This is a genomic window from Paenibacillus sp. PastM-3 (assembly GCF_029893965.1).
Taxonomy (GTDB): domain Bacteria; phylum Bacillota; class Bacilli; order Paenibacillales; family Paenibacillaceae; genus Paenibacillus_AQ.
The window spans coordinates 142,089-161,841 of record NZ_JARXXP010000001.1 but is presented as its reverse complement, the minus strand read 5'-3'; the positions used below and the strand labels follow the sequence as shown (position 1 = coordinate 161,841).

At 52.0% G+C, this 19,753-nt stretch carries 22 protein-coding genes; 3 read left to right on the top strand and 19 right to left on the bottom strand.

Translation table 11 applies throughout. The annotated features are described in order from the left end of the window. Nucleotides 1-24: 24 nt before the first annotated feature. From thyA to pdhA, 7 genes are all read right to left on the bottom strand, one after another. Complete coding sequence (gene thyA / locus M2108_RS00740) at nt 25-819, bottom strand: thymidylate synthase (protein WP_277469131.1); 795 nt, start codon at nt 817-819, stop codon at nt 25-27. 202 nt (nt 820-1,021) lie between these two features. Then, nucleotides 1,022-1,132: a hypothetical protein gene (locus tag M2108_RS00735; RefSeq protein ID WP_277469129.1), complete on the bottom strand. Its 111-nt coding sequence runs from the start codon at nt 1,130-1,132 to the stop codon at nt 1,022-1,024. Then, complete coding sequence (locus M2108_RS00730) at nt 1,120-1,296, bottom strand: hypothetical protein (protein ID WP_277469128.1); 177 nt, start codon at nt 1,294-1,296, stop codon at nt 1,120-1,122. Before M2108_RS00730 ends, M2108_RS00735 begins: the two co-directional genes overlap by 13 nt. 123 nt (nt 1,297-1,419) lie before the next feature. Beyond that, nucleotides 1,420-2,832 carry a dihydrolipoyl dehydrogenase gene (gene lpdA / locus M2108_RS00725; protein ID WP_090712092.1) on the bottom strand — a complete coding sequence of 471 codons (1,413 nt, stop codon included), beginning with the start codon at nt 2,830-2,832 and terminating at the stop codon, nt 1,420-1,422. A 3-nt stretch (nt 2,833-2,835) separates the two neighbouring features. Further along, nucleotides 2,836-4,488: a 2-oxo acid dehydrogenase subunit E2 gene (locus M2108_RS00720; protein WP_277469127.1), complete on the bottom strand. Its 1,653-nt coding sequence runs from the start codon at nt 4,486-4,488 to the stop codon at nt 2,836-2,838. Nucleotides 4,489-4,609: 121 nt separating this feature from the next. Further along, the gene (locus M2108_RS00715; RefSeq protein ID WP_277469126.1) at nt 4,610-5,587 is read right to left on the bottom strand and encodes an alpha-ketoacid dehydrogenase subunit beta; all 978 of its coding nucleotides are present in this window, start codon (nt 5,585-5,587) and stop codon (nt 4,610-4,612) included. Between the two features lie 15 nt (nt 5,588-5,602). Further along, a complete protein-coding gene (gene pdhA, locus M2108_RS00710) occupies nt 5,603-6,670 on the bottom strand; it encodes a pyruvate dehydrogenase (acetyl-transferring) E1 component subunit alpha (RefSeq protein ID WP_277469124.1) in 1,068 nt (355 codons plus the stop codon). 265 nt (nt 6,671-6,935) lie between these two features. Here pdhA and M2108_RS00705 point away from each other — a divergent pair, with 265 nt between their 5' ends. Next, a complete protein-coding gene (locus M2108_RS00705) occupies nt 6,936-7,667 on the top strand; it encodes an alpha/beta hydrolase (RefSeq protein ID WP_090712098.1) in 732 nt (243 codons plus the stop codon). Nucleotides 7,668-7,843: 176 nt separating this feature from the next. On the opposite strand, the gene M2108_RS00700 is transcribed toward M2108_RS00705, so the two are convergent. Further along, nucleotides 7,844-8,308: a low molecular weight protein-tyrosine-phosphatase gene (locus M2108_RS00700; protein ID WP_277469263.1), complete on the bottom strand. Its 465-nt coding sequence runs from the start codon at nt 8,306-8,308 to the stop codon at nt 7,844-7,846. A 180-nt stretch (nt 8,309-8,488) separates the two neighbouring features. Here M2108_RS00700 and M2108_RS00695 point away from each other — a divergent pair, with 180 nt between their 5' ends. Next, complete coding sequence (locus tag M2108_RS00695; RefSeq protein ID WP_277469122.1) at nt 8,489-9,130, top strand: thiamine diphosphokinase; 642 nt, start codon at nt 8,489-8,491, stop codon at nt 9,128-9,130. A gap of 275 nt (nt 9,131-9,405) precedes the next feature. After that, a complete protein-coding gene (locus M2108_RS00690; protein WP_277469121.1) occupies nt 9,406-9,912 on the top strand; it encodes a C40 family peptidase in 507 nt (168 codons plus the stop codon). 34 nt (nt 9,913-9,946) lie between these two features. Here the strand turns inward: M2108_RS00690 and M2108_RS00685 are convergent, their stop codons facing one another. From M2108_RS00685 to M2108_RS00635, 11 genes are all read right to left on the bottom strand, one after another. Then, nucleotides 9,947-10,654, bottom strand: coding sequence for a winged helix-turn-helix domain-containing protein (locus M2108_RS00685; protein ID WP_277469120.1), 708 nt, complete (start codon nt 10,652-10,654; stop codon nt 9,947-9,949). A 111-nt stretch (nt 10,655-10,765) separates the two neighbouring features. Then, nucleotides 10,766-11,098, bottom strand: coding sequence for a Dabb family protein (locus M2108_RS00680; RefSeq protein WP_277469118.1), 333 nt, complete (start codon nt 11,096-11,098; stop codon nt 10,766-10,768). Nucleotides 11,099-11,115: 17 nt separating this feature from the next. Beyond that, nucleotides 11,116-12,171: a ThiF family adenylyltransferase gene (locus M2108_RS00675; protein ID WP_277469116.1), complete on the bottom strand. Its 1,056-nt coding sequence runs from the start codon at nt 12,169-12,171 to the stop codon at nt 11,116-11,118. A gap of 78 nt (nt 12,172-12,249) precedes the next feature. Continuing rightward, on the bottom strand, nt 12,250-13,803 hold the full coding sequence (locus M2108_RS00670) for an ABC-F family ATP-binding cassette domain-containing protein (RefSeq protein WP_277469115.1): 1,554 nt from the start codon (nt 13,801-13,803) through the stop codon (nt 12,250-12,252). Nucleotides 13,804-13,905: 102 nt separating this feature from the next. Beyond that, nucleotides 13,906-15,432 (bottom strand): serine/threonine protein kinase, encoded by a 1,527-nt coding sequence (locus M2108_RS00665; protein WP_277469114.1) that lies wholly within the window; start codon nt 15,430-15,432, stop codon nt 13,906-13,908. A 124-nt stretch (nt 15,433-15,556) separates the two neighbouring features. Continuing rightward, complete coding sequence (locus tag M2108_RS00660; protein ID WP_277469113.1) at nt 15,557-16,624, bottom strand: SAM-dependent methyltransferase; 1,068 nt, start codon at nt 16,622-16,624, stop codon at nt 15,557-15,559. Between the two features lies 1 nt (nt 16,625). Beyond that, nucleotides 16,626-17,402 (bottom strand): ABC transporter ATP-binding protein, encoded by a 777-nt coding sequence (locus tag M2108_RS00655; RefSeq protein ID WP_277469112.1) that lies wholly within the window; start codon nt 17,400-17,402, stop codon nt 16,626-16,628. After that, nucleotides 17,403-17,735 carry a thioredoxin family protein gene (locus tag M2108_RS00650; RefSeq protein ID WP_277469111.1) on the bottom strand — a complete coding sequence of 111 codons (333 nt, stop codon included), beginning with the start codon at nt 17,733-17,735 and terminating at the stop codon, nt 17,403-17,405. Continuing rightward, a complete protein-coding gene (locus tag M2108_RS00645) occupies nt 17,732-18,076 on the bottom strand; it encodes a cyclic-phosphate processing receiver domain-containing protein (protein ID WP_277469109.1) in 345 nt (114 codons plus the stop codon). The genes M2108_RS00650 and M2108_RS00645 overlap by 4 nt, the downstream gene beginning before the upstream one ends. A 2-nt stretch (nt 18,077-18,078) precedes the next feature. Beyond that, complete coding sequence (locus M2108_RS00640) at nt 18,079-18,927, bottom strand: deoxyribonuclease IV (RefSeq protein ID WP_277469108.1); 849 nt, start codon at nt 18,925-18,927, stop codon at nt 18,079-18,081. Continuing rightward, entirely contained in the window at nt 18,917-19,732 is an 816-nt protein-coding gene (locus M2108_RS00635; protein ID WP_277469106.1) for an Fpg/Nei family DNA glycosylase, read from the bottom strand. The genes M2108_RS00640 and M2108_RS00635 overlap by 11 nt, the downstream gene beginning before the upstream one ends. Nucleotides 19,733-19,753: the final 21 nt, after the last annotated feature.

The following is a 19,753-nucleotide window of genomic DNA, read 5'->3' as shown; positions in this document are numbered from 1 at the left end:
AAGAATCATCATGTCCCGGAAAGATTAAATGGCAACCGGTGCTTTGATCCCCGGGTGATAGACATACCCTTCAAACTCAAAATCATCAAAGGTATAATCAAAAATGCTATCCGGCTTTCTGAGGATATTCAGCTTCGGCAGCGGATGCGGCTCTCTGGACAGCTGGGTGGCCACCTGCTCCAGATGATTTGTATAAATGTGCACATCGCCTCCGGACCAGATGAACTCCCCCACCTCATAACCTGTCTGCTGGGCGACCATATGGGTGAGCAGGGCATAGCTTGCAATATTAAAAGGCAGGCCGAGGAACGTATCCACAGAACGCATGGTCAGCATACAGCTCAGCTTGCCGTCAGCTACATAAAACTGAAACACAAAGTGGCACGGTGGAAGCTTCATCTGTTCAATCTCCCCGACATTCCACGCGCTTACAATATGACGGCGGGAGTCCGGATTATTCCTGATGGAATCAATGACCGCAGCGATCTGGTCAATATGACGGCCGTCACTGCTCTCCCAGGCACGCCATTGCGAGCCGTACACCGGTCCCAGTTCACCATTCTCATCGGCCCATTCATCCCAGATCGAAACACCGTTTTCTTTAAGATAAGAGATATTGGTGTCTCCCTTTAAAAACCACAGGAGCTCATGAACAACGGATTTCAGATGAATGCGCTTGGTCGTAACCAGCGGAAAGCCTTCGGACAGATCAAAGCGGAGCTGACGCCCGAACACGGAAATGGTGCCTGTTCCGGTGCGGTCGCTTTTGGGCGTGCCGTGATCCAGTACATCCTGAAGTAAATCTAAGTAGTTGCGCAAAGTTTAAACTCCTCTCCCCTTTTTTTCTTATCCCAGTTTACCATGACCTGACCACCCTTGTAACTTAAATAAGCGCAGAAAATGCAATTTCCCGTCGTTCACCAGCCCTCCTCCGCACAGTGATTTCCTTTGCACGAAAATAGTGGGAGGACCGGCTATATTACGGTTTACTCCGTGATCCTGATTGCACCTGGTTCTCCTGCTATTCCCAGATTCTCAGCTCTACAGTATCTGCATCTGCTCTCAGCTTGGCCCGGCCTCCAACAGGAAGAGTAATCAGCGGCGAGGTATGGCCGAAGTTCACGTCAGCCACAACCGGAAGATGCAGCAGCTCCTTCTTGATACGGATGATTGTTTCCAGTAGCTCTCCAGCACCCTGGCATAAGCCTCTATCTGCTCAGGTGCGATAATGCCGAGACTGTTTGACGGCGAGATGATACGGATTCCGTCGCCTGCCTGCAGTTTAGGGGCCTTCATAATTAGAACCTCCTCTAATGCATCTTATATAAATAAAAATAAAAGAAAAGACCCCCTCAGCCATTACCATGACATTGGGAGCCTCTTCTATGATGATTCTGCCTTAGAGCAGACGGTAATGTATTATTTCACTACGTGAATTGGATGGCCTTCTACCAGCTCAGCCGCTTCCATGACGATTTCGCCAAGGGTTGGATGCGCGTGGATGGTCAGAGCGATATCTTCGAGCGTTGCGCCCATTTCAATCGCCAGACCCAGCTCGGCAATCAGATTGGAAGCTTCCAGACCAACGATTTGTGCGCCCAGTACGAGATTGTTCTCGCTGTTAGCTACAATCTTGATGAAGCCTTCCGGAGCATTCAGGGAAACTGCACGGCCGTTGCCCGCGAACGGGAACTTGCCTGCTTTTACCTTGTAGCCCTTGTCTTTTGCTTCCTTCTCGGTCAAGCCTACGCTGGAGCATTCAGGATCTGTGAACACAACGGCCGGAATGACTTTGTAGTCAACCACGGATTTGTGGCCGGAGATCGCTTCAGCAGCAATCTTGCCTTCGTAGGATGCTTTGTGTGCCAGTGCAAGACCAGGAACAATATCCCCGATAGCGTAGATGTTAGGGATGTTGGTACGGCCCTGGTGGTCAACTTTGATCAGGCCGCGTTCGTCAAGCTCAACGCCGATCAGATCAAGACCCAGCTCACCGTCAGTATTTGGACGGCGGCCTACAGTTACCAGCAGGTAATCTGCTGTGATTTCTTTGGTTTCGCCGCCGACAGAGTACTTAACGGTTACTTCCTTGTCGTTCTGAACAGCACTTTCCGCTTTGGCATTGGTTACGATCTCGATGCCTGTCTTCGCCATGTTCTTGGCAACCAGACGGGTCATATCTTTATCGAAGCCTGGCAGTACAGTATCCAGACCTTCAATGATCGTTACTTTTGTGCCGAATTTGGAGTACATCTGGCCAAGCTCAGCACCGATGTAGCCGCCGCCGATTACGATCATGCTCTTAGGAATTTCTGGCAGCTCCAGAGCTTCTGTAGAGGACAGGATGCGTCCGCCGAACGGGAATGGCTTCAGTTCAATCGGACGGGAGCCAGTCGCGATGATGCAGTTATTGAACTTGTAACGCGGGGATTCATGGTCATTGAACAAACGGGCTTCGTTTGTGCTGATGAACATCGCTTCGCCGCTGAATACTTCAATCTTGTTGCCCTTCATCAGGCTGGTTACACCAGTGGTCATTCTCTTAACTACACCGTTCTTGAATTCCTGGGTTTTGGCCCAGTCTACCTTTACGTTCTCGGCAGTAACACCGAAAACATCGCCGTGCTGTGCAGCTTCATAGCTGTGGGCTGCAGAGATCAGCGCTTTGGAAGGAATACAGCCGCGGTTCAGGCAGACACCGCCGAGTTCCGATTTATCTACAATAAGGACTTTCTGGCCGAGCTGGGCGGCACGAATTGCCGCCACATACCCGCCGGGACCTGCACCAATAACCAATGTGTCGATTTCGATTGAAGCGTCTCCGACTACCATTTATTACACCTCCATAACTAACATATCAGGATTTGCAAGCAGGGTCTTAATGTAATTCATGAAGTTCTGTGCAGTCGCACCGTCAATGATGCGGTGGTCAAAGCTCAGGGACAGGGCCATAACAGGAGCTGCTACGATTTCGCCGTTCTTCACTACTGGCTTCTCAGTGATGCGGCCTGTACCCAGAATCGCAACCTCAGGGAAGTTAATGATCGGAGTAAAGAACATACCGCCGGCAGAGCCGATGTTGGAGATAGAGATCGTGCTGCCCTTCATTTCGTTTGCGCTCAGCTTGCCGTCGCGTCCGCGTACAGCCAGATCTGTAATTGCACTTGCAATCATCCAGATGCTCTTGCGGTCAGCATCCTTGATTACAGGAACGATCAGACCGTTGTCTGTATCTGTAGCGATACCGATGTTGTAGTACTTTTTGTACACAATTTCGTTAGTGGTTTCGTCAATCATTGCGTTAAGCGCAGGGAACTGACGGGATGCTGCAACCAGAGCCTTAACGATGAATGGCAGGTAAGTAACCTTCACGCCCTTCTTCTCGGCAACAGGCTTCATACGGGTACGGAAAGCTACCAGCTCGGTAACATCCACTTCGTCCATGATGGTAACATGCGGCGCTGTGTAAGCCGATTTAACCATGGCATTGGAGATCGCTTTGCGGATACCCTTGAATGGTACGCGCTCTTCTTCCAGGCTGACATTGCCGGATGCTGCAGGTGCTGCCGCAGGCGCTTTAGCTTCTGCTTGTGGAGCAGCTGCTGCTGCTGGTGCAGACGCCGCTGCTGGTGCTGCTGCAGCCGGAGCTGCGGAGCCACCCTTCAGGAAGGCTGCGATATCGTCATGGGTAATCTTGCCGTTCTTGCCGCTGCCGTTCACCTTCGCAAGGTCAACACCTTGCTCACGTGCCGCTTTGCGGACGCTTGGAGTAGCCAGAATGTCACGGTTAGGTGCCGGAGCAGCCTGTGCAGCGGCTGGCGCTGCTGCCGCTTCCTGTGCTGCAGGAGCTTCAGCGTGGCCGCCTTCCTGCTGTGGAACTTCACCTTCTGCAGCGATAATCGCCACAACTTCGCCTACACGGCATACCTGTCCGTCTTTAACGCGAACTTCAGTTACAGTTCCGTTAACCGGGCAAGGTACTTCAACTACTGCCTTGTCGTTCTGTACTTCCATGATGATATCATCGTCGGTTACCTTGTCGCCGACTTTGATGTGCATCTTGATGATTTCACCTTCATGCAGACCTTCGCCCAGCTCAGGGAACCGGTATTCGAAGTTTACAGCGCCGCCGGCCGAAGGAGCACTGGTTGCCGGGGAAGAAGTAGTATCTGCTCCGCCTTTAGCTGCGTCTGCTTCCTGGGAAGCTGCTTCTGCCGGATGGCCGCCTTCCTGCTCAGGAACATCGCCTTCTGCATCAATGATAGCTACAACTTCACCAACGCGGCATACCTGGCCGTCTTTAGTGAATACTTCTAGCACTGTGCCGTTAACCGGACAAGGAACCTCTACTACCGCCTTGTCGTTCTGTACTTCCATTACGATATCGTCATCGGTTACTTTATCGCCGGCTTTGATGTGCATTTTGATAATTTCGCCTTCATGCAATCCTTCGCCCAGCTCAGGGAACCGGTACTCAAATTTTGCCACCTTGATAACCTCCTATAAGTTTTTTGCTTCATTTTGGATAGCGAAAGCATTCGCTCAAAGTTTAAGTATAATGCAGAAAGTGGTGCCGCCCTCTGTGCAAGGACGGCAGATAAAATCTTTATTAGAATTCCAGAACTTTCTTCACAGCCGCCACTACGCGTGCCGGTGTAGGAATCCAGCTATCTTCGATTTGTGCGAACGGATAGATGGTATCCGGACCTGCTACACGAAGTACAGGCGCTTCAAGGTGCAGAATCGCTTTTTCGTTGATTTGCGCAATAACTTCGGCTGCAACGCCGGAGCTCTTCTGTGCTTCCTGTACTACAATTGCACGGTTAGTCTTCTTCACGGAAGCTACAATGGTATCAATATCAATCGGGCTAACGGTCCGCAGATCGATAATTTCAGCCTTGATGCCTTCCTTCTCCAGCTGGTCAGCCGCTTTGGTTGCAGTATGTACCATCAGACCGTAAGCGACGATGGTTACATCAGAACCTTCGCGAACAACATTAGCCTTGCCCAGTTCAACAGTGTATTCACCTTCAGGCACTTCATCACGGAATGCATGATACAGGTTAAGATGCTCCATGAAGAATACAGGGTCATTGTCGCGGATTGATGCGATCATCAGACCTTTGGCATCATAAGGGTTGGAAGGAATAACCACCTTGATCCCCGGGCTTTGAGCGATCAGACCCTCAAGGGAATCCGTGTGTAGCTCAGCTGCCTTAACGCCGCCGCCGAATGGAGTACGGAATACGATTGGTGCATTATATTTACCGCCGGAACGGTAGCGCAGGCGTGCAGCCTGGATAACGATCTGGTCAAGAGCTTCATAGATGAAGCCGATAAACTGGATTTCAGCGATTGGCCGGAAACCTTGTATCCCGAGACCAAAAGCCAAACCGCCGATGGCAGATTCGGCAAGCGGTGTATCGAATACACGGTCTTCGCCAAATTCTTTCTGCAGTCCTTCAGTTACACGGAAAACGCCGCCCACATTACCAACGTCTTCCCCAAAGATCATAACATTAGGGTCGCGATTCAGTTCAACGCGCAGTGCGTCACGAATTGCTTCTTTCATATTCATTTGTGCCATTGCCTGATATCCCCCTTATTCAAAATCGGCTTTTTGCTCTTCCAGATGTTTCGGAGTTACCTCGAACATGCTGTCGATCAAGCCTGAAACGGTCATTTTTTCGGTTTGCTCTGCTTTTTTGATCTGCTCGTTTACAGTCGCTTTCGCTTCTTCTCTTACGCGAGCCGTATCTTCTTCAGTCCACAGGCCTTTCTTCTCCAAGTACTTGGCAAGACGGGCGATAGGATCCTTCTCGTTCCATTGGCCTTCTTCATCCTTGGAACGGTATTTACTGGCGTCATCGGAGAGGGAGTGCGGACGGAAACGGTAAGTTACAGCTTCAATCAGCGTAGCACCTTCGCCTCTGCGTGCACGTTCTGCAGCTTCCTGAACCGCAGCGATTACAGCAAAGACATCCATGCCGTCTACTTTGATTCCCGGAATACCAACTGCTACTGCTTTGTGGGCAATGGATTTGGAAGCCGTCTGCTTGGAGAACGGAGTCGTAATCGCATAACCGTTGTTCTGTACGAAGAAGATAACCGGCAGCTTGAAGCGTCCGGCAAAGTTCAGGCCTTCATAGAAGTCGCCTTCGGAAGAACCGCCGTCACCAGTATAGGTGATTGCAACATTCTGCTGTTTCTTCAGCTTGAAGCCCATTGCAATCCCGGTAGCATGCAGGATCTGCGCGCCGATGATGATCTGCGGCATCAGTACATTAACACCGTCCGGAATCTGTCCGCCGTGCTGGTGACCGCGGGAATACAGGAAAGCCTGATATAATGGAAGTCCGTGCCATACCAGCTGAGGAATATCGCGGTAGCCCGGGCATACGAAATCTTCTTTCTGCAGTGCGAACTCACTGCCGATCATGGTTGCTTCCTGTCCGGATACCGGAGCATAGAAGCCGAGGCGGCCCTGACGGCCAAGATTAACTGCACGGTCATCCCAAGTGCGGGTAAAGACCATACGGTACATAATTTCTTTCAGCTGATCATCGGTAAGTGCAGGCATCTTCTCTTTGTTGATAACCTCTCCATCCGGAGAAAGCACCGAAAGGGCCTCCACGTCCTCTGTATAAACTTCATAAGGAACTCTAGTCATCATTTTCACCTCAATAAAAAAATTTGAACATCAGTGGTATCTGTTATAGAATTATTATACACCTGTTTTATCTGATTCGTCAAAGAAATACGCATAAAATTTATGTTCTCATAAATTTTGTATGTATAACAGGTTTTAGAATATCCTATAACAGATTTGTTTTTTTCAAGCATGTAAATGATTTTTCACACATTTGCCGCTTGGGTAATTTTAACGCAACCGCATGTGTAATGCAAAATTCGACAAGAAAGGCGACGATTCAGTCATGAGCGAACCTGTTTTTCTGAAACGTACAATCGTTAAGCAAACCCTATGGAGTGAGCAGCTGCAGGAGGAACGCAAGCTCCGCATTTATCTTCCCCCGGGCTACAACGAAGTACTCAGCTATCCCGTAATTTATTGCCAGGACGGTGAAGAATTTTTCAATTTCGGGCGGATCGCCACCCTTGCCGGACAGCTCATTATTGAAGAAGACATCGAGCCGTTCATTATTGTAGGCGTCGAGGTGAACGTGGCCGTCCGGACACAGGAGTATGCCCCCTTCGGCAGCCGCTTCAAGCAATACCTTGCCTGCTTTGCCGAAGAAATTATTCCCTTCATTGAACATAATTATCCGGTCCGCCGCACTCCTGATCAGCGGATCATCGCCGGAGACTCGCTGGGCGGCAGCGTCTCACTGCATCTTGCCCTCGCCTATCCCGGCCTTTTCAGCCGTGTGTTAAGCCTGTCGGGAGCTTATTATCCCGAATCCCGTGAACTGATTGCCCGGGAGGATGACTTGTCCTGGCTGAATATCAATATGGTGGTAGGCCTGCAGGAGACCGATTATCAGACAGACACCGGCGTATACGATTTCGTCCAGATGAACCGTGATACAAAGGCGCTGCTTGAAGCCCGTGGAGCCACCGTCTCCTACCGCGAGAAGGACGGCAAGCATCTTTGGGGATTTTGGCAAAAAGAGCTCCCAGAATCATTACTCTATTTCTTAACCCCATGAAACAGCTTAAAATGACGAAACAGTGAACAATCAGTCAACTTATGTATAGCTGCAGGCCGTTTGATTGCGCTTCCATTCCGAGACGGGCACACGGTGCCCGTCCTCTTTTTTAAGGACGGTTACCGGCCGGCTAATTTTGAACAAAATGCCAATCCATTGCTTATGCCTGTAGGCTGCTATAGCTTCTCCCGAATAATCTTGTCCAGCAGCACATCACAGCCCGCATCAATAAGGTCATAGACTTGTTCGAAATTGCCGGTGAAATAAGGATCAGGCACCTCACGCAACTCCTCGTCCGGAAGCAGATCCATAAAGAACAGCAGCTCCGCCTTATCCCCTCCGGGAAGCTTGCGGACATTCTCAGCGTTAGAGTTATCCATGCAGATTATGTACTGAAAGCTGTCAAAATCGCTGCTGTCGACCAGGCGTGCAGTCATATCGGCATAGCTGATCCCCTTTTGATCGAGAATCCGCCGGGTTCCTTCATGCGGCACTTTTCCAATATGCCAGTCTCCTGTTCCCGCTGAATCCACCTTGATGGATTCCGTCAGGCGGCGCTTGGCAATTTTGCTGCGGAGAACCGCTTCCGCCATTGGCGAACGGCAAATATTGCCCAGGCATACGAATAATACGTTTACGATTTCTCTCACCTCCCGCAGCTCCTGATTCTGTTCTGAAGATTGAAGGATTTATTCTATAGTAGAAAAAATCCGCTATCTTCATTTTAGCGTTATCATCTGTAATTGTACAACTTTTAGATCCTGCATTATACTTTGTGAAGGATGACAAACTATAATACCAATAGAGGGAGGGAAATTAATTTGCCATCCAAACGCGTTGTTATCTTTGCCGGAGGTTTGCTATCCGAGGACTTTTTGCACCATATAGATGAAGAGGATTTTATTATCGGGGCTGACAGCGGTGCATTATTTCTTGTCAGCCACGGGATTACGCCGGATATCGCTGTCGGGGATTTTGATTCGGTAAGCCCTGAGGCGCTGGAGCAGATCAGAGCAGGCAGTAAAGAGACGATTACCTGCGATCCTGTTGACAAGGACCTGACTGACAGTGAACTGGCGCTTGATCTGGCGCTGAACACCCAGCCTGAATCGATCCTGATGATGGGCGTAACAGGCACAAGAATGGACCACACGCTGGCCAGCATTCAGATGATGACGAGGGCGCTGCAGCGCCAGGTAATCTGTTCTATAATGGATTCCAATAATTTTATCACGCTTACCGGATCTCAGGTACATGTTAATGAACAGGGCTTCACCTATGTCTCCCTGCTCCCGCTGACTCCTGAAGTAACCGGTATTACCCTGCAGGGCTTTCAGTACCCGCTGGACAATGCAACGCTCAAGCTTGGCCAGTCCCTTGCTGTCAGCAACCGGCTGCTGGAAGAGACAGGAACCGTTACCATCGAAAGTGGCCTGCTGCTTATAATCCAGAGCAAGGATTAATACATATCCGGAGACATCGCTGTAACCTTTGATTCAAAAGAATAAAACCGGGATTCCCTTGATGCATAAGGGATTTCCGGTTTTTTTGTTAGGCATTTTCTTATAATTATTAATTTTTTGTAACTTTTAATCTTTTTTTAATAAAACGCTTCCAACATAGGCCCGGCTTGAATCCGAGACATTTATGGAAAAATATAGGATTCCTATAAACTGCTATACTACGAAACAGAGAAAGAAACATACAAGAAAGATATAAACCTGGGAGGTTTTACAACATGAAAAAGCACCAATGGTTCAAACAAGCGGTTGTCGTGGGAATGTGCACTACAATCGGACTGAGTACTCTGATGGCTACAGGAGCCGGCACAGCCCCCGTTGCTGCCGCATCTGTGACAGCCTCTACCGGACAAAGCATCGTTAGCTTCGGTAAAAAATATTTGGGCACCCGCTATCAATTCGGCGCTTCCACGTCGACTACTAAATATTTTGACTGCTCCTCTTTTACTAAATATATCTTTGCAAAATACGGTGTAAACCTGCCGCGTACCTCTGTAGCCCAATCCAAGGTCGGAAAAGCGGTCTCCAAAGCGAATCTCCGTGTCGGCGACCTTGTGTTCTTCTCCAGCGGCAGCCGGGCTAACGGCAAGAATGTTACACACGTGGCGGTATACGCCGGCAACGGCAAAATCCTGCACACTTACGGATCCCCGGGCGTAACCGTTTCAGACCTGAATTCCGGCAACTGGAAAAGAACGTATCTGAAAGCACGCCGGGTACTGTAGGAAGCTATATATGCTCCGTGTATTGAAAATACAGTTATACACCTGAGGGGCTGCCGCCAGGCGCCCTCAGTACATAACCGGTGCCGCGCACCGTATGAATCAGCTTGTTCCGGTAACCTTTATCCACTTTGATCCGGATATGTCTGATGTACACATCGACCACATTGGTATCCGCATGAAAGTGGTATCCCCAGACATGCCGTAAAATCTCGTCCCGCGGACAGACTTCTCCCTGATTAACAGCGAGATAATACAGCAGGTCAAATTCTTTGGGGGTCAGGCTGAGCCTGATCCCGTCCCGGCTGACCAGCCTGCGGCTTGCATCCAGCATCAGGCCGTCGATTTTGATCAATGATTCAAAGCTGCGCCGGTGTCCGGTGAGCCAGAGCAGGTTCTTCACCCTGCATCGGAATTCTTCGTCATGGAGCGGGCTTGTCATATATTCATTTCCGCCTGCTTCGAATACGGCAACTGCCTCCTCGCTGCTCCCCTCGCCTGCTATTACCATTACCGGCATAAAGGTCCCCTGGGACCGGTACTCCGAGATGATCTCCCACCCCGGCCATGCCCCGGCATCACTAATTTCCGCAAGCAGCAGGACAGGCTGCATCCTGGTTAACAATAAGCGAAGATCCTCGGGATCTTCGCTTATTGCCGTCTGAAGCCCCAGCTCACTCAGCTGTGCTTCCCTCTGCCCGCCATCTCTTCCCCCAGCCCTGAACCAAACGATTGCTTCATTCATCGTTTTTACCCCGCATCCATCAGCCTTGCAGAGCGGTAATCCCGCCGCAGATAAAGCTTAGAGTCCCCACAAAGCAAAAAGACCATTCCGGAAGGAAGGGTCTTTCCTGCTCTATATGTGCCTGCAGTCTGCTGCAAAGAATGATTTCAGAAGATCAATTTCCTGAAATTTCGCAACCTCTGTTTCCCATCTCTCGCTTACAAAAGCTTGATGATCCGGATGATTATTATAGCTGTCGTAATCCTCCTGATTTGCAAACTCCATCGAAAAGCAGAAATCATATTCACACTTGGCACTTACCTGGCGCAACGCCTCAAACTGGCGCACAACCGGAATGCCGCTAAGAATCTCTTCGCCGTCTTTTAGGAAGGCCCGGGCCTCCTTGGAATCTGCCGGAACCTTCAGCGTAAAAAGCGCCATATGCCGGATCGTTCCTGTCTCCATCCTATCTTCTCCCTTCGTCAGCCAAAATACCGGTGATATACGCTGCGCGCTGCGGCAATATCACTGGTTCCATGAATCAAGGCCCGCCCGTCAGCAAAGATGACCAGACGGTACGGGTCCTCTGTAAACGAGACTAGATACGGATTGCTGTCCACCTTGCCGGTGCCCAGCTTGGCCAGCCTGGCAGCCGTCTCCTGCAGATTAAGCTGCCGGCGTTGCGCCGGCCGGATCTGCACGGTATCCCTGCCGCAGAGCACATCGCTGCGCTCCGTGTTGACTGCGGTCAGATAAGGATAGACCGCATGGCTGCCGCATGACGGACAATCTGCTTTTTTGGCCGCCTTCACTCCTATTTCCTGGTGTTCATTACGCCACACGTCAAAGCTCAGCAGTCTCCCGCGCAGCTGCTCGCGCCGGCCGCCCAGCAGCTTGATCGCCTCTGCGGTTGCATTGGCCGTTACAAGCTGTGCCGCCTGCGGCAGAATGCCCGCAGTATCACAGGTATCTCCTCCCAGGGGAACGGTTCCCAGCAGGCAGTTCAGGCACGGTGTCTCTCCCGGAAGAATGGTGTATGTAACGCCGTAGCTGCCGACACAGGCCCCATATATCCAGGGAATGCCGTATTTTTGAGCCATATCGTTGATGATCAGACGGGTGTCGAAATTGTCAGTGCCATCCATGATCAGATCTACCCGGGACAACAGGCTCTCCAGTTCTTCCGCACGCACATCCATCACGTGGGCTTCTATCTGAATCTCCGAATTAATCTGCTGCAGCCTGACTTTGGCCGCTTCGGCTTTGGGGGTGCGCAAACGGGCATCCTCTTCCGTATAGAGCTGCTGGCGCTGAAGATTACTCCACTCCACATAATCCCGGTCAGCCAGAATCAGCCTTCCGACACCGCAGCGGGCCAGAGTCTCTGCAATGCCGGTTCCCAGCGCCCCTGTACCTACAATCAATACATTGGCCCGAGCTAGTCCTGCTTGTCCTCCGGCGCCAAACGGCGTGAAACGGACCTGCCTGGAATAGCGACCGTTCTGCCCGGTAACTTGGGTATGATTGCTGTCATTCATTCCTGAACAACCTCCTATACTAAAATCCGGGAATCAGCAGCTTTCATAGCCGCTTTTACCCGGATCTCTGAAATTATTTTATACCCTCTGTGCAGACCACTGCTCAACATTCCAGGTCTTCGTTACCCAATCCTCGTAAAATTCCGGTTCATGGGAGACGAGCAGCACAGTACCTTTGTACTCCTGTAATGCCCGCTTAAGCTCAGCCTTGGCAATAATATCAAGGTGATTGGTCGGTTCATCAAACAGAATCCAGTTGCTCTCGCGCATCATCAGCTTGCACAGGCGTACTTTAGCCTGTTCGCCACCGCTGAGCATGCTCAGCGGGCGGGTAATATGCTCGTTTTTCAGCCCGCAGCGGGCCAGATGGCCGCGCACCTCATTCTGGGTAAGGCCCCTGAATTCATTCCAGACATCATCAATCGGCGTAACGTTGGCAGCCTTCACCTCCTGCTGGAAATAAGCAGTATTCAGGTAATCTCCCTGATAGGTTTTTCCGCTGATTGGCGGAATCACACCCAGAATGGTCTTCAGCAGTGTAGATTTCCCCACTCCGTTGCTGCCGACGATCGCAATTTTGTCACCGCGCTCAATCATCATATTCAGCTTCGGCAGCAGCGGGCGGTCATAGCCGATTTCAAAGTCAATCCCCTCAAACACGGTTTTACCGCTGGAGCGGCTCTCCTTGAACGAGAAGCTCGGCTTGGCCGCTTCCTCCGGACGGTCGATTCGCTCGATGCGGTCGAGCTGCTTTTCACGGCTCTTCGCCCGGCCCGAAGTAGAGGCGCGCGCTTTATTTTTCTGGATAAAATCCTCTTGCTTCTTAATGAATTCACGCTGCTTCTCATAGGCTTCAATATGCTGGTTCTTGTTCATTTCGGCCATATCCAGGAACTTCTCATAGTTAGCCGTGTAACGTGTAAGCTTGCCGAATTCCAGATGATACACGACATTAACGACCTTATTCATAAATTCGGTATCATGGGAAATCAGCATAAAAGCATACGGATATTGCTTCAGGTAGTTCGTCAGCCAGTCGATATGCTCAACATCCAGGTAGTTGGTAGGCTCATCGAGCAGCAGTACATTCGGTTTCTCCAGAAGCAGCTTCGCCAGCAGCACCTTAGTCCGCTGTCCCCCGCTCAGTGAAGCTACATCACGGTCCAGCCCGATCGCTGAGAGTCCGAGGCCGTTGCCCATTTCCTCCACTTTAACATCGATCAGATAGAAATCACCGATATCGAGCTGTTCCTGGATTTCACCCATCTGCTCCAGCAGCAGTTCAAGCTCCTCCGGTGAAGCTTTGCCCATTCTATCCGTAATCGCCATCATTTCCTTCTCCAGCTCCAGCAGTGGCAGAAAGGCGTCTTTAAGCACATCCCGCACAGTTTTGCCCGGTGCAAGATTGGTATGCTGATCCAGATAACCGTACCGTACCCGCGGCGTCCATTCCACTCTTCCGCTGTCCTTAAGCAGGGTTCCGGTTAAAATATTCATCAGCGTCGATTTGCCCGCACCGTTCGCCCCAACAAATCCGACATGCTCGCCGTCAAGCAGGCGGAAGGACACATTCTTGAATAGCTGCCGGTCACCAAAATTATGTGAAACATCTTCTACAGTAAGTAAACTCATAAATTCTCGTTAAGCTCCTATCTATTTATAACATGACGACATATCTGTCTGTGCATATAACGACCATTTTAGCACAGGAGCCTACCCCGCTGAAACAGGAATTTAGCGGTTTTGCCCCTTTTTCTGAAATATTCCACTGCATTTTACAGGCAAATGGAGCCTTCCCGTCTCCGTCAGCAGGCGGTCGAGCACGTGAATCAGCTTGCCTTTACGCTGAAAAGGATTCTGCTGCAGCGGCAGGCTGCAAACTTTAACCCGCCCGTGCAGTGCAGCTGCCAGCAGTCCGGCTGCTGAATGGCCGGCCAGCGGCAGGCAGATGCGCCAATCCGCAGTGGGCGTGAGCCGGCTGCGCCGCAGCCAGTACAGGGTATCCTCCAGCCGCCAGTCAGCCCCGGAAGACAGCAGCAGCGGAATGCCGCTGTTAACAAATACCTCTTGAGCCCCGTCAAAACTGCCTGTGCCAAGGTCCACGACGATATAGCTGTAGTGTTTTTCAAGGAGGCTGCTTAAATTACCGGCGGCAGGACGCGGCCAGTAATCTATTCCTTTCCAGCTGACTGGGTCATCTTGAGAATCCGCTGTTTCTGAACCGGCAGGATAGTCCAGTAGGCTGCATATCCGCCCGTACACGGTAGAATCAGGACTGAAGCCAACCCACGCTGTTTTCCCTCTCCTAGCAAGACAGCTGGCGGCTGCAAGGGAGGTATGTGTTGTACCGAGACCTGCAGCTATGCCCAGCAAGGCGACGACCGTGGCCTGGGAGCTCACGGAGATGTCTGAAGTTGTCTCCAGTCTGCTGCGGGTATCCCGTTTATCAGGCTTGCTGCCGGACTCCGCTGCCTGCTCAAGCGCCAGCAGCACTTGCTGCGCGCTCTGATATCGCTCCTCCGGATGGTAACGCAGCAGCCGGCGAATGACCGGGATCAGCCCTGACATGTTTCTGCCGTCCAGCTTGGCCTCCATCCCCGGCTCCCAGCGGCTGTACAGCCCGCCGGAAGCCATGTACAGCATAAGTGCTCCCAGACCATATAGATCCGAGACCGGGCTGCTCTGCCCGCTGCCGTATTGCTCGGGCGCAGCAAAGCCGGCAGTGCCGAACTTTTCGGTATCTTCCGCAGCTCCCTGTCTGTAGCTGCGGGCAATACCAAAATCGATCAGCCTAAGTTCACCTGTTCCGGTCAGCATAATATTGGAGGGCTTCAGGTCGCGGTAGATAATCGGGGGATGATGGCTATGTAGATAATGAAGGACCCCAAGCAGTTGGCGCGCATATGAGGCGATCTGCTCTCCATCAAGCGGGGCAGCCTGCTCCTTTATATAATCCGACAGGGTAACCCCTCCTATATAATCCATTACCAGATAGCAGTAATTTTGCTCATCCGGAGGAAAGAAATCAACAACCCGCGGAAGTAAACTATGATTTAATGAGATTAACAATTCTGCCTCAGCCGCTACGTTCCCCAATGTCTCACGTTGGCTAATGCTCTCTTTAACAGCCCAGTACTGGCCCGGCAGGCGTATATCTTCAGCCAGATAGACATGACTCATTCCCCCAGAGGCAATCTTTCGTACAATCCTGTACCGTCTGCCCAGAAGAAAGCCTGCAGCAAGTCTCGATTCATAAATCATTCCCCGTCTCCCCTTCGATTTGGATTATAAAAAAGAAAGCCTCCCGCGCTGCAGCCGGGCCGGCACAAGGCCGGCGGCGCAGACAACGGGAGGCTTTCCCAGTTCATTACACTGTTTAATTGCATTAATACTTAATCATATAAAGTGTTATTTCATCCCGGTTATGGAACAGCTGTTTTGCCCGCTGGAGCTGCATCCGTTCCCCTTCGAACATGGCGATGATCTCCTTGATCACTGCCATAGGCTTCTTGTGCATCAGCTTCACGGTGACTACGGCCGTTCCGCCCGGTGCGAGACTGTGCAGCAGACCCGTGACGAGCTTAGCCATCAGCTTGGGACTCCAGCTCATATCACATACCAGCAGATCAAATTCATTGTCACTGAATTTGACTTCGCCGGCATTCTTGCGCAGAATCTTCAGGTTACGCTGATTGCGGAGCGATTCATGCATCAGCGCCGGATCGATCGCTGTAACCTTCAGGCCGCGTTTCAGCAGGAACGAAGTCCAGCCGCCGGGCGAAGCGCCGATATCCACAGCATTGCGGAAGCTTGAGAACGGAATGGCAAATTCCTTTTCGGCTTCCATCAGCTTGAACTTGGCCCGCGAGATCTGCCCGTCCTCCTTGCGGAAGCGGATCATCCCGCCGTTCCAGCTGGACAGGTTATCTTCCGGCCGGGAGACCCCGGCATACAGCGCATCTCCGTCCGCATAAACGGAAATAATCCAGGAAGGCTCCTGTACAGTAAAGTCTGCTTCCAGGTTCGAAAGCCGCTCCTGCAGCCACTCCCGCAGCTCACCCGGACTATCCGGCCAGAAGGAAGCGGTACCCTTGCGGACGTGCAGGGACACCTTTTGGCCCTCCAGCTCACTGCGCCGGCTCAGATAAACTGCCAGCCGCTCCAACGCAGACATATCGCCCTGGTCCTGAAATTGGACCGGCTGGATATGCCGTAGGAAGATGGGCGGATTACTGCTCAGCGCCTCTGCTATATCAGCAGGTTCGCCCTCCAGCGTAGCGAGAAAAATCTCGCCCGGCAGCAGCAGCGTGCTCTTCACCGCCCCGAACAGACGGCGAAGCTCCTCCTGGGCATAGGGGGCAAAGCCGTGATTGGCGGTGCAGATATAGCGGGACAGGATTTTATCTTCAGGAGCAGCAGCCTGCGCTCCGGTTTCTTGTGTTAAATCGTTCAAATCAATTGCCTCCAGGTCTGATTTTTATCCAGGGACGACCGCCATCCCATTCAACATCCACAGGAATATCAAATGTAGCCATGATCATTTCCTTTGTTAATACTTCTTCTTTGGGTCCGGAGCCGGCCAGCTTGCCGTCACGGATCAGCGCCACATGAGTAAAGAGCGGTACGATCTCTTCAACGTGATGGGTAACATAGACGACCGAAACATTGCGCTGCTTTAGCTTGTCAACTTCCGCAAGCATTTTCTCCCGTTCATACAGGTCAAGACCGGCGCAAGGCTCGTCCATAATGAGCAGCTTCGGTTCAGCTATCAGGCATCTGGCCAGCATCGCCTTCTTGCGCTCACCCTGGGACAGGGTGCCGAACGGATGATAGGCCAGCCCGCCCAGATTCATATCTTCAAGCAATTTGATCGCCTGCTCCTTCACCTGCTGCGGAATCGCCTGATAGAAGCGGAGGTAAGCATAGGCACCCGTAGCCACCACCTCCCAGACGGGATCACTCAGTGACAGCTTTTCCATCAGGGATGGTCCGATATAACCGATTTCCTTGCGCACTTCACGGACATCGCACTGTCCGAACTTGTATCCGAGCACTTCGACCGATCCGCTGCTCGGGAACAGATAGCCTGTCATCATTTCGAGAATCGTTGTTTTGCCGGAGCCGTTCCGTCCCAGGATGACCCAGTTTTCACCCGGCTTCATATCCAGGGATACATCATCAAGAATCAGGCTTTGCTCTCTCCGCAGGGTAAGATGTTGTAATGATATCATTTATGAGGCCACTCTCCTTATGTAATCCAGCATCTGCTCTACAGAGCCCATCGAATACAGAATTTCCGGCCCGCCAGTCCGGTCTGCCCCGGCTGTCATCAGCGCCGGCACACTTGATATGCGGTAGCGGCTGACGATCCCCGGAAGCATGTTCACATTGGCTTCCGCAATCAGGAGGCCGGGAGGCAGCAGATGCGCTGCCACCTCCAGCATGCGGCGGGCGGCTTTGCAGGTCCCGCACAACGGCGTATGCAGAAAGACTACCAGCGGTTCGCCAGGCTGCTCCAGCGCTAACGTCAGCTCCTGTTCATTCATCTGCTTAAATACCTTCATATTGCAGTCACTCCTGTAGCAATTTCTGCCAGCAGCTCATGATCTGGCGGGCCATTATGCAGCTCGGTCCCTGCAGGTACTGCGGAATAGAGCAGTTCATACATAGCTTTTCGGCCCGCGGAACTTGAGCTGTGCAGATAGATTTCGCGCGGATACAACCCTTCCAGCACGATCCGCCTTGCCACTTCATCCCCGCTGTAATCCTCCGGTCCCATATCATAATCCAGAGACAGAATATTGACCTCACACTCCCGCAGGAGCAGCAGGCATTCCTCTGTCGTTCTTGCCAGCGCAAAACCCACAGGCCGCTTGCGGCAATCATCCATAAATATGTTAATCACGGCTAACCCTCCGCTTCATACCATTTCCGTACAGCGGCAATCTCACCGCGGTGGGTGCCATCAGACCCTTTGGCTGTCTCCATGGCGACTGCCGCCCGGCGAAAAGGTGCTGTGAGCATCAGCTCCCGAAGCTTCTCTTCACCGATATGCCCTTGCCCGATACCAGCATGCCTGTCCCTGCGCAGCCCGTAAGGAAACACGGAATCATTCAGATGAACCGCCACAAGATGAGGCCAGTACCCTAGCTCTGTTCCCCGCCCCAGCAGGTCCTCTGTCTGTTCAGGGTTCCAGATCCCTGCGGCAAAAGCATGGCAGGTATCGAAGCAGAAGCCGATCTTCCCGGGATAACGGCTAAGCTCGCGGACCTTGACCAGCTCTTCCAGCGTCATGCCTTCACGCCCGTGATTGCCGGCCTGGTTCTCAATCAGCAGCTTGGCACGGCCCTCCCATGAATCAAGCGTTTCATTCATACATTGTATAATATTTTGGTAACCTTGTAACGGCTCAAGCGTGCCGAAGGTTCCGAAATGCACAACAATGCCCAGTGAGCCGCAGGCTTCGGCGATCTCCAGATCGTTGCGCAGTGACTCCACAATAACCTTTCTTGGGGAAGCACCGGCAGCCATATTGGTTGGATAAGGGGTATGGGCAATGGACACCATCTGATGCTTGCGGCAAAAGTCCGCACAATCCTCTGCATCCCGCACATCAAGCGGCTTCAGCTTCAGGCTGCGCGGGTTCTTCGGAAAATACTGAAAGCATGCTGCACCGCTCTCCCAGGCGAACCGGGCCGCACGGCCGTATCCGCCGCGGATGCTGACATGCGCCCCGATTTTGGGGCTATCCTTCATGCTGGCAGTCCGGGCAGTAGAACACCTTGCGGCCGGACAGCTCAACTTTAACAATGTTTCCCCCGCCGCGCAGGCACGGTTCACCTTCACGGTCATACACTTTACACTGGTCATTATACGAGCCGGTTACGGTGTCGCCGGCCATAAACGGTATTTCCATGTATCCGCCGATTTCGGTCGCTTCCGTCAGTACCTTGCGCACACTGTCATACAGGCGCTTAACGGCCTCCGGGGACAGATTCTGCACCAGGGCCGACGGCAGCAGCCTTGCATCAAAAGCAATTTCATCCGCATAGCAATTGCCGATGCCGGCCATCGCCTGCTGGTTCACAAGCAGGGTCTTAAGCGCACCTCTGCGTCCTTTCAGCAGCGCCGCAAACCGTTCCGCCGTCATCCGGCGGTCCAGCAGCTCCGGTCCCAGCTTGCCCATCGCCGCCTCGCTCTCCTTCACCGACAGCAGGTGCAGATACCCCAGGCGCAGTCCCATGAAATACAGGATCTTGTCACCGAAGGCCAGCTCCACCTGGGTAGTCCGGTCCGGACGCTCGTCCTCTGTCCCGTAATACAGCAGCCCGCCCAGCATCAGATGCAGCAGCAGCCTGCGCCCGTCATGCAGATGGAACAGAATATGCTTCGCCCGGCGCTCCACAAATACAATACGGGCACCAAGCAGGGCATTCTTGAAGGCTTCCGCCTCCATATTGATCGTTTTCTCGCGGTTTACGGTCACACCCGTAATCGGTACATTTATAAGATGCTGGCTAAGCAGCCTTCTGTAGTTCTCCATTTCCGGCAATTCCGGCATTGATCATCGTCCCTTCGAGGT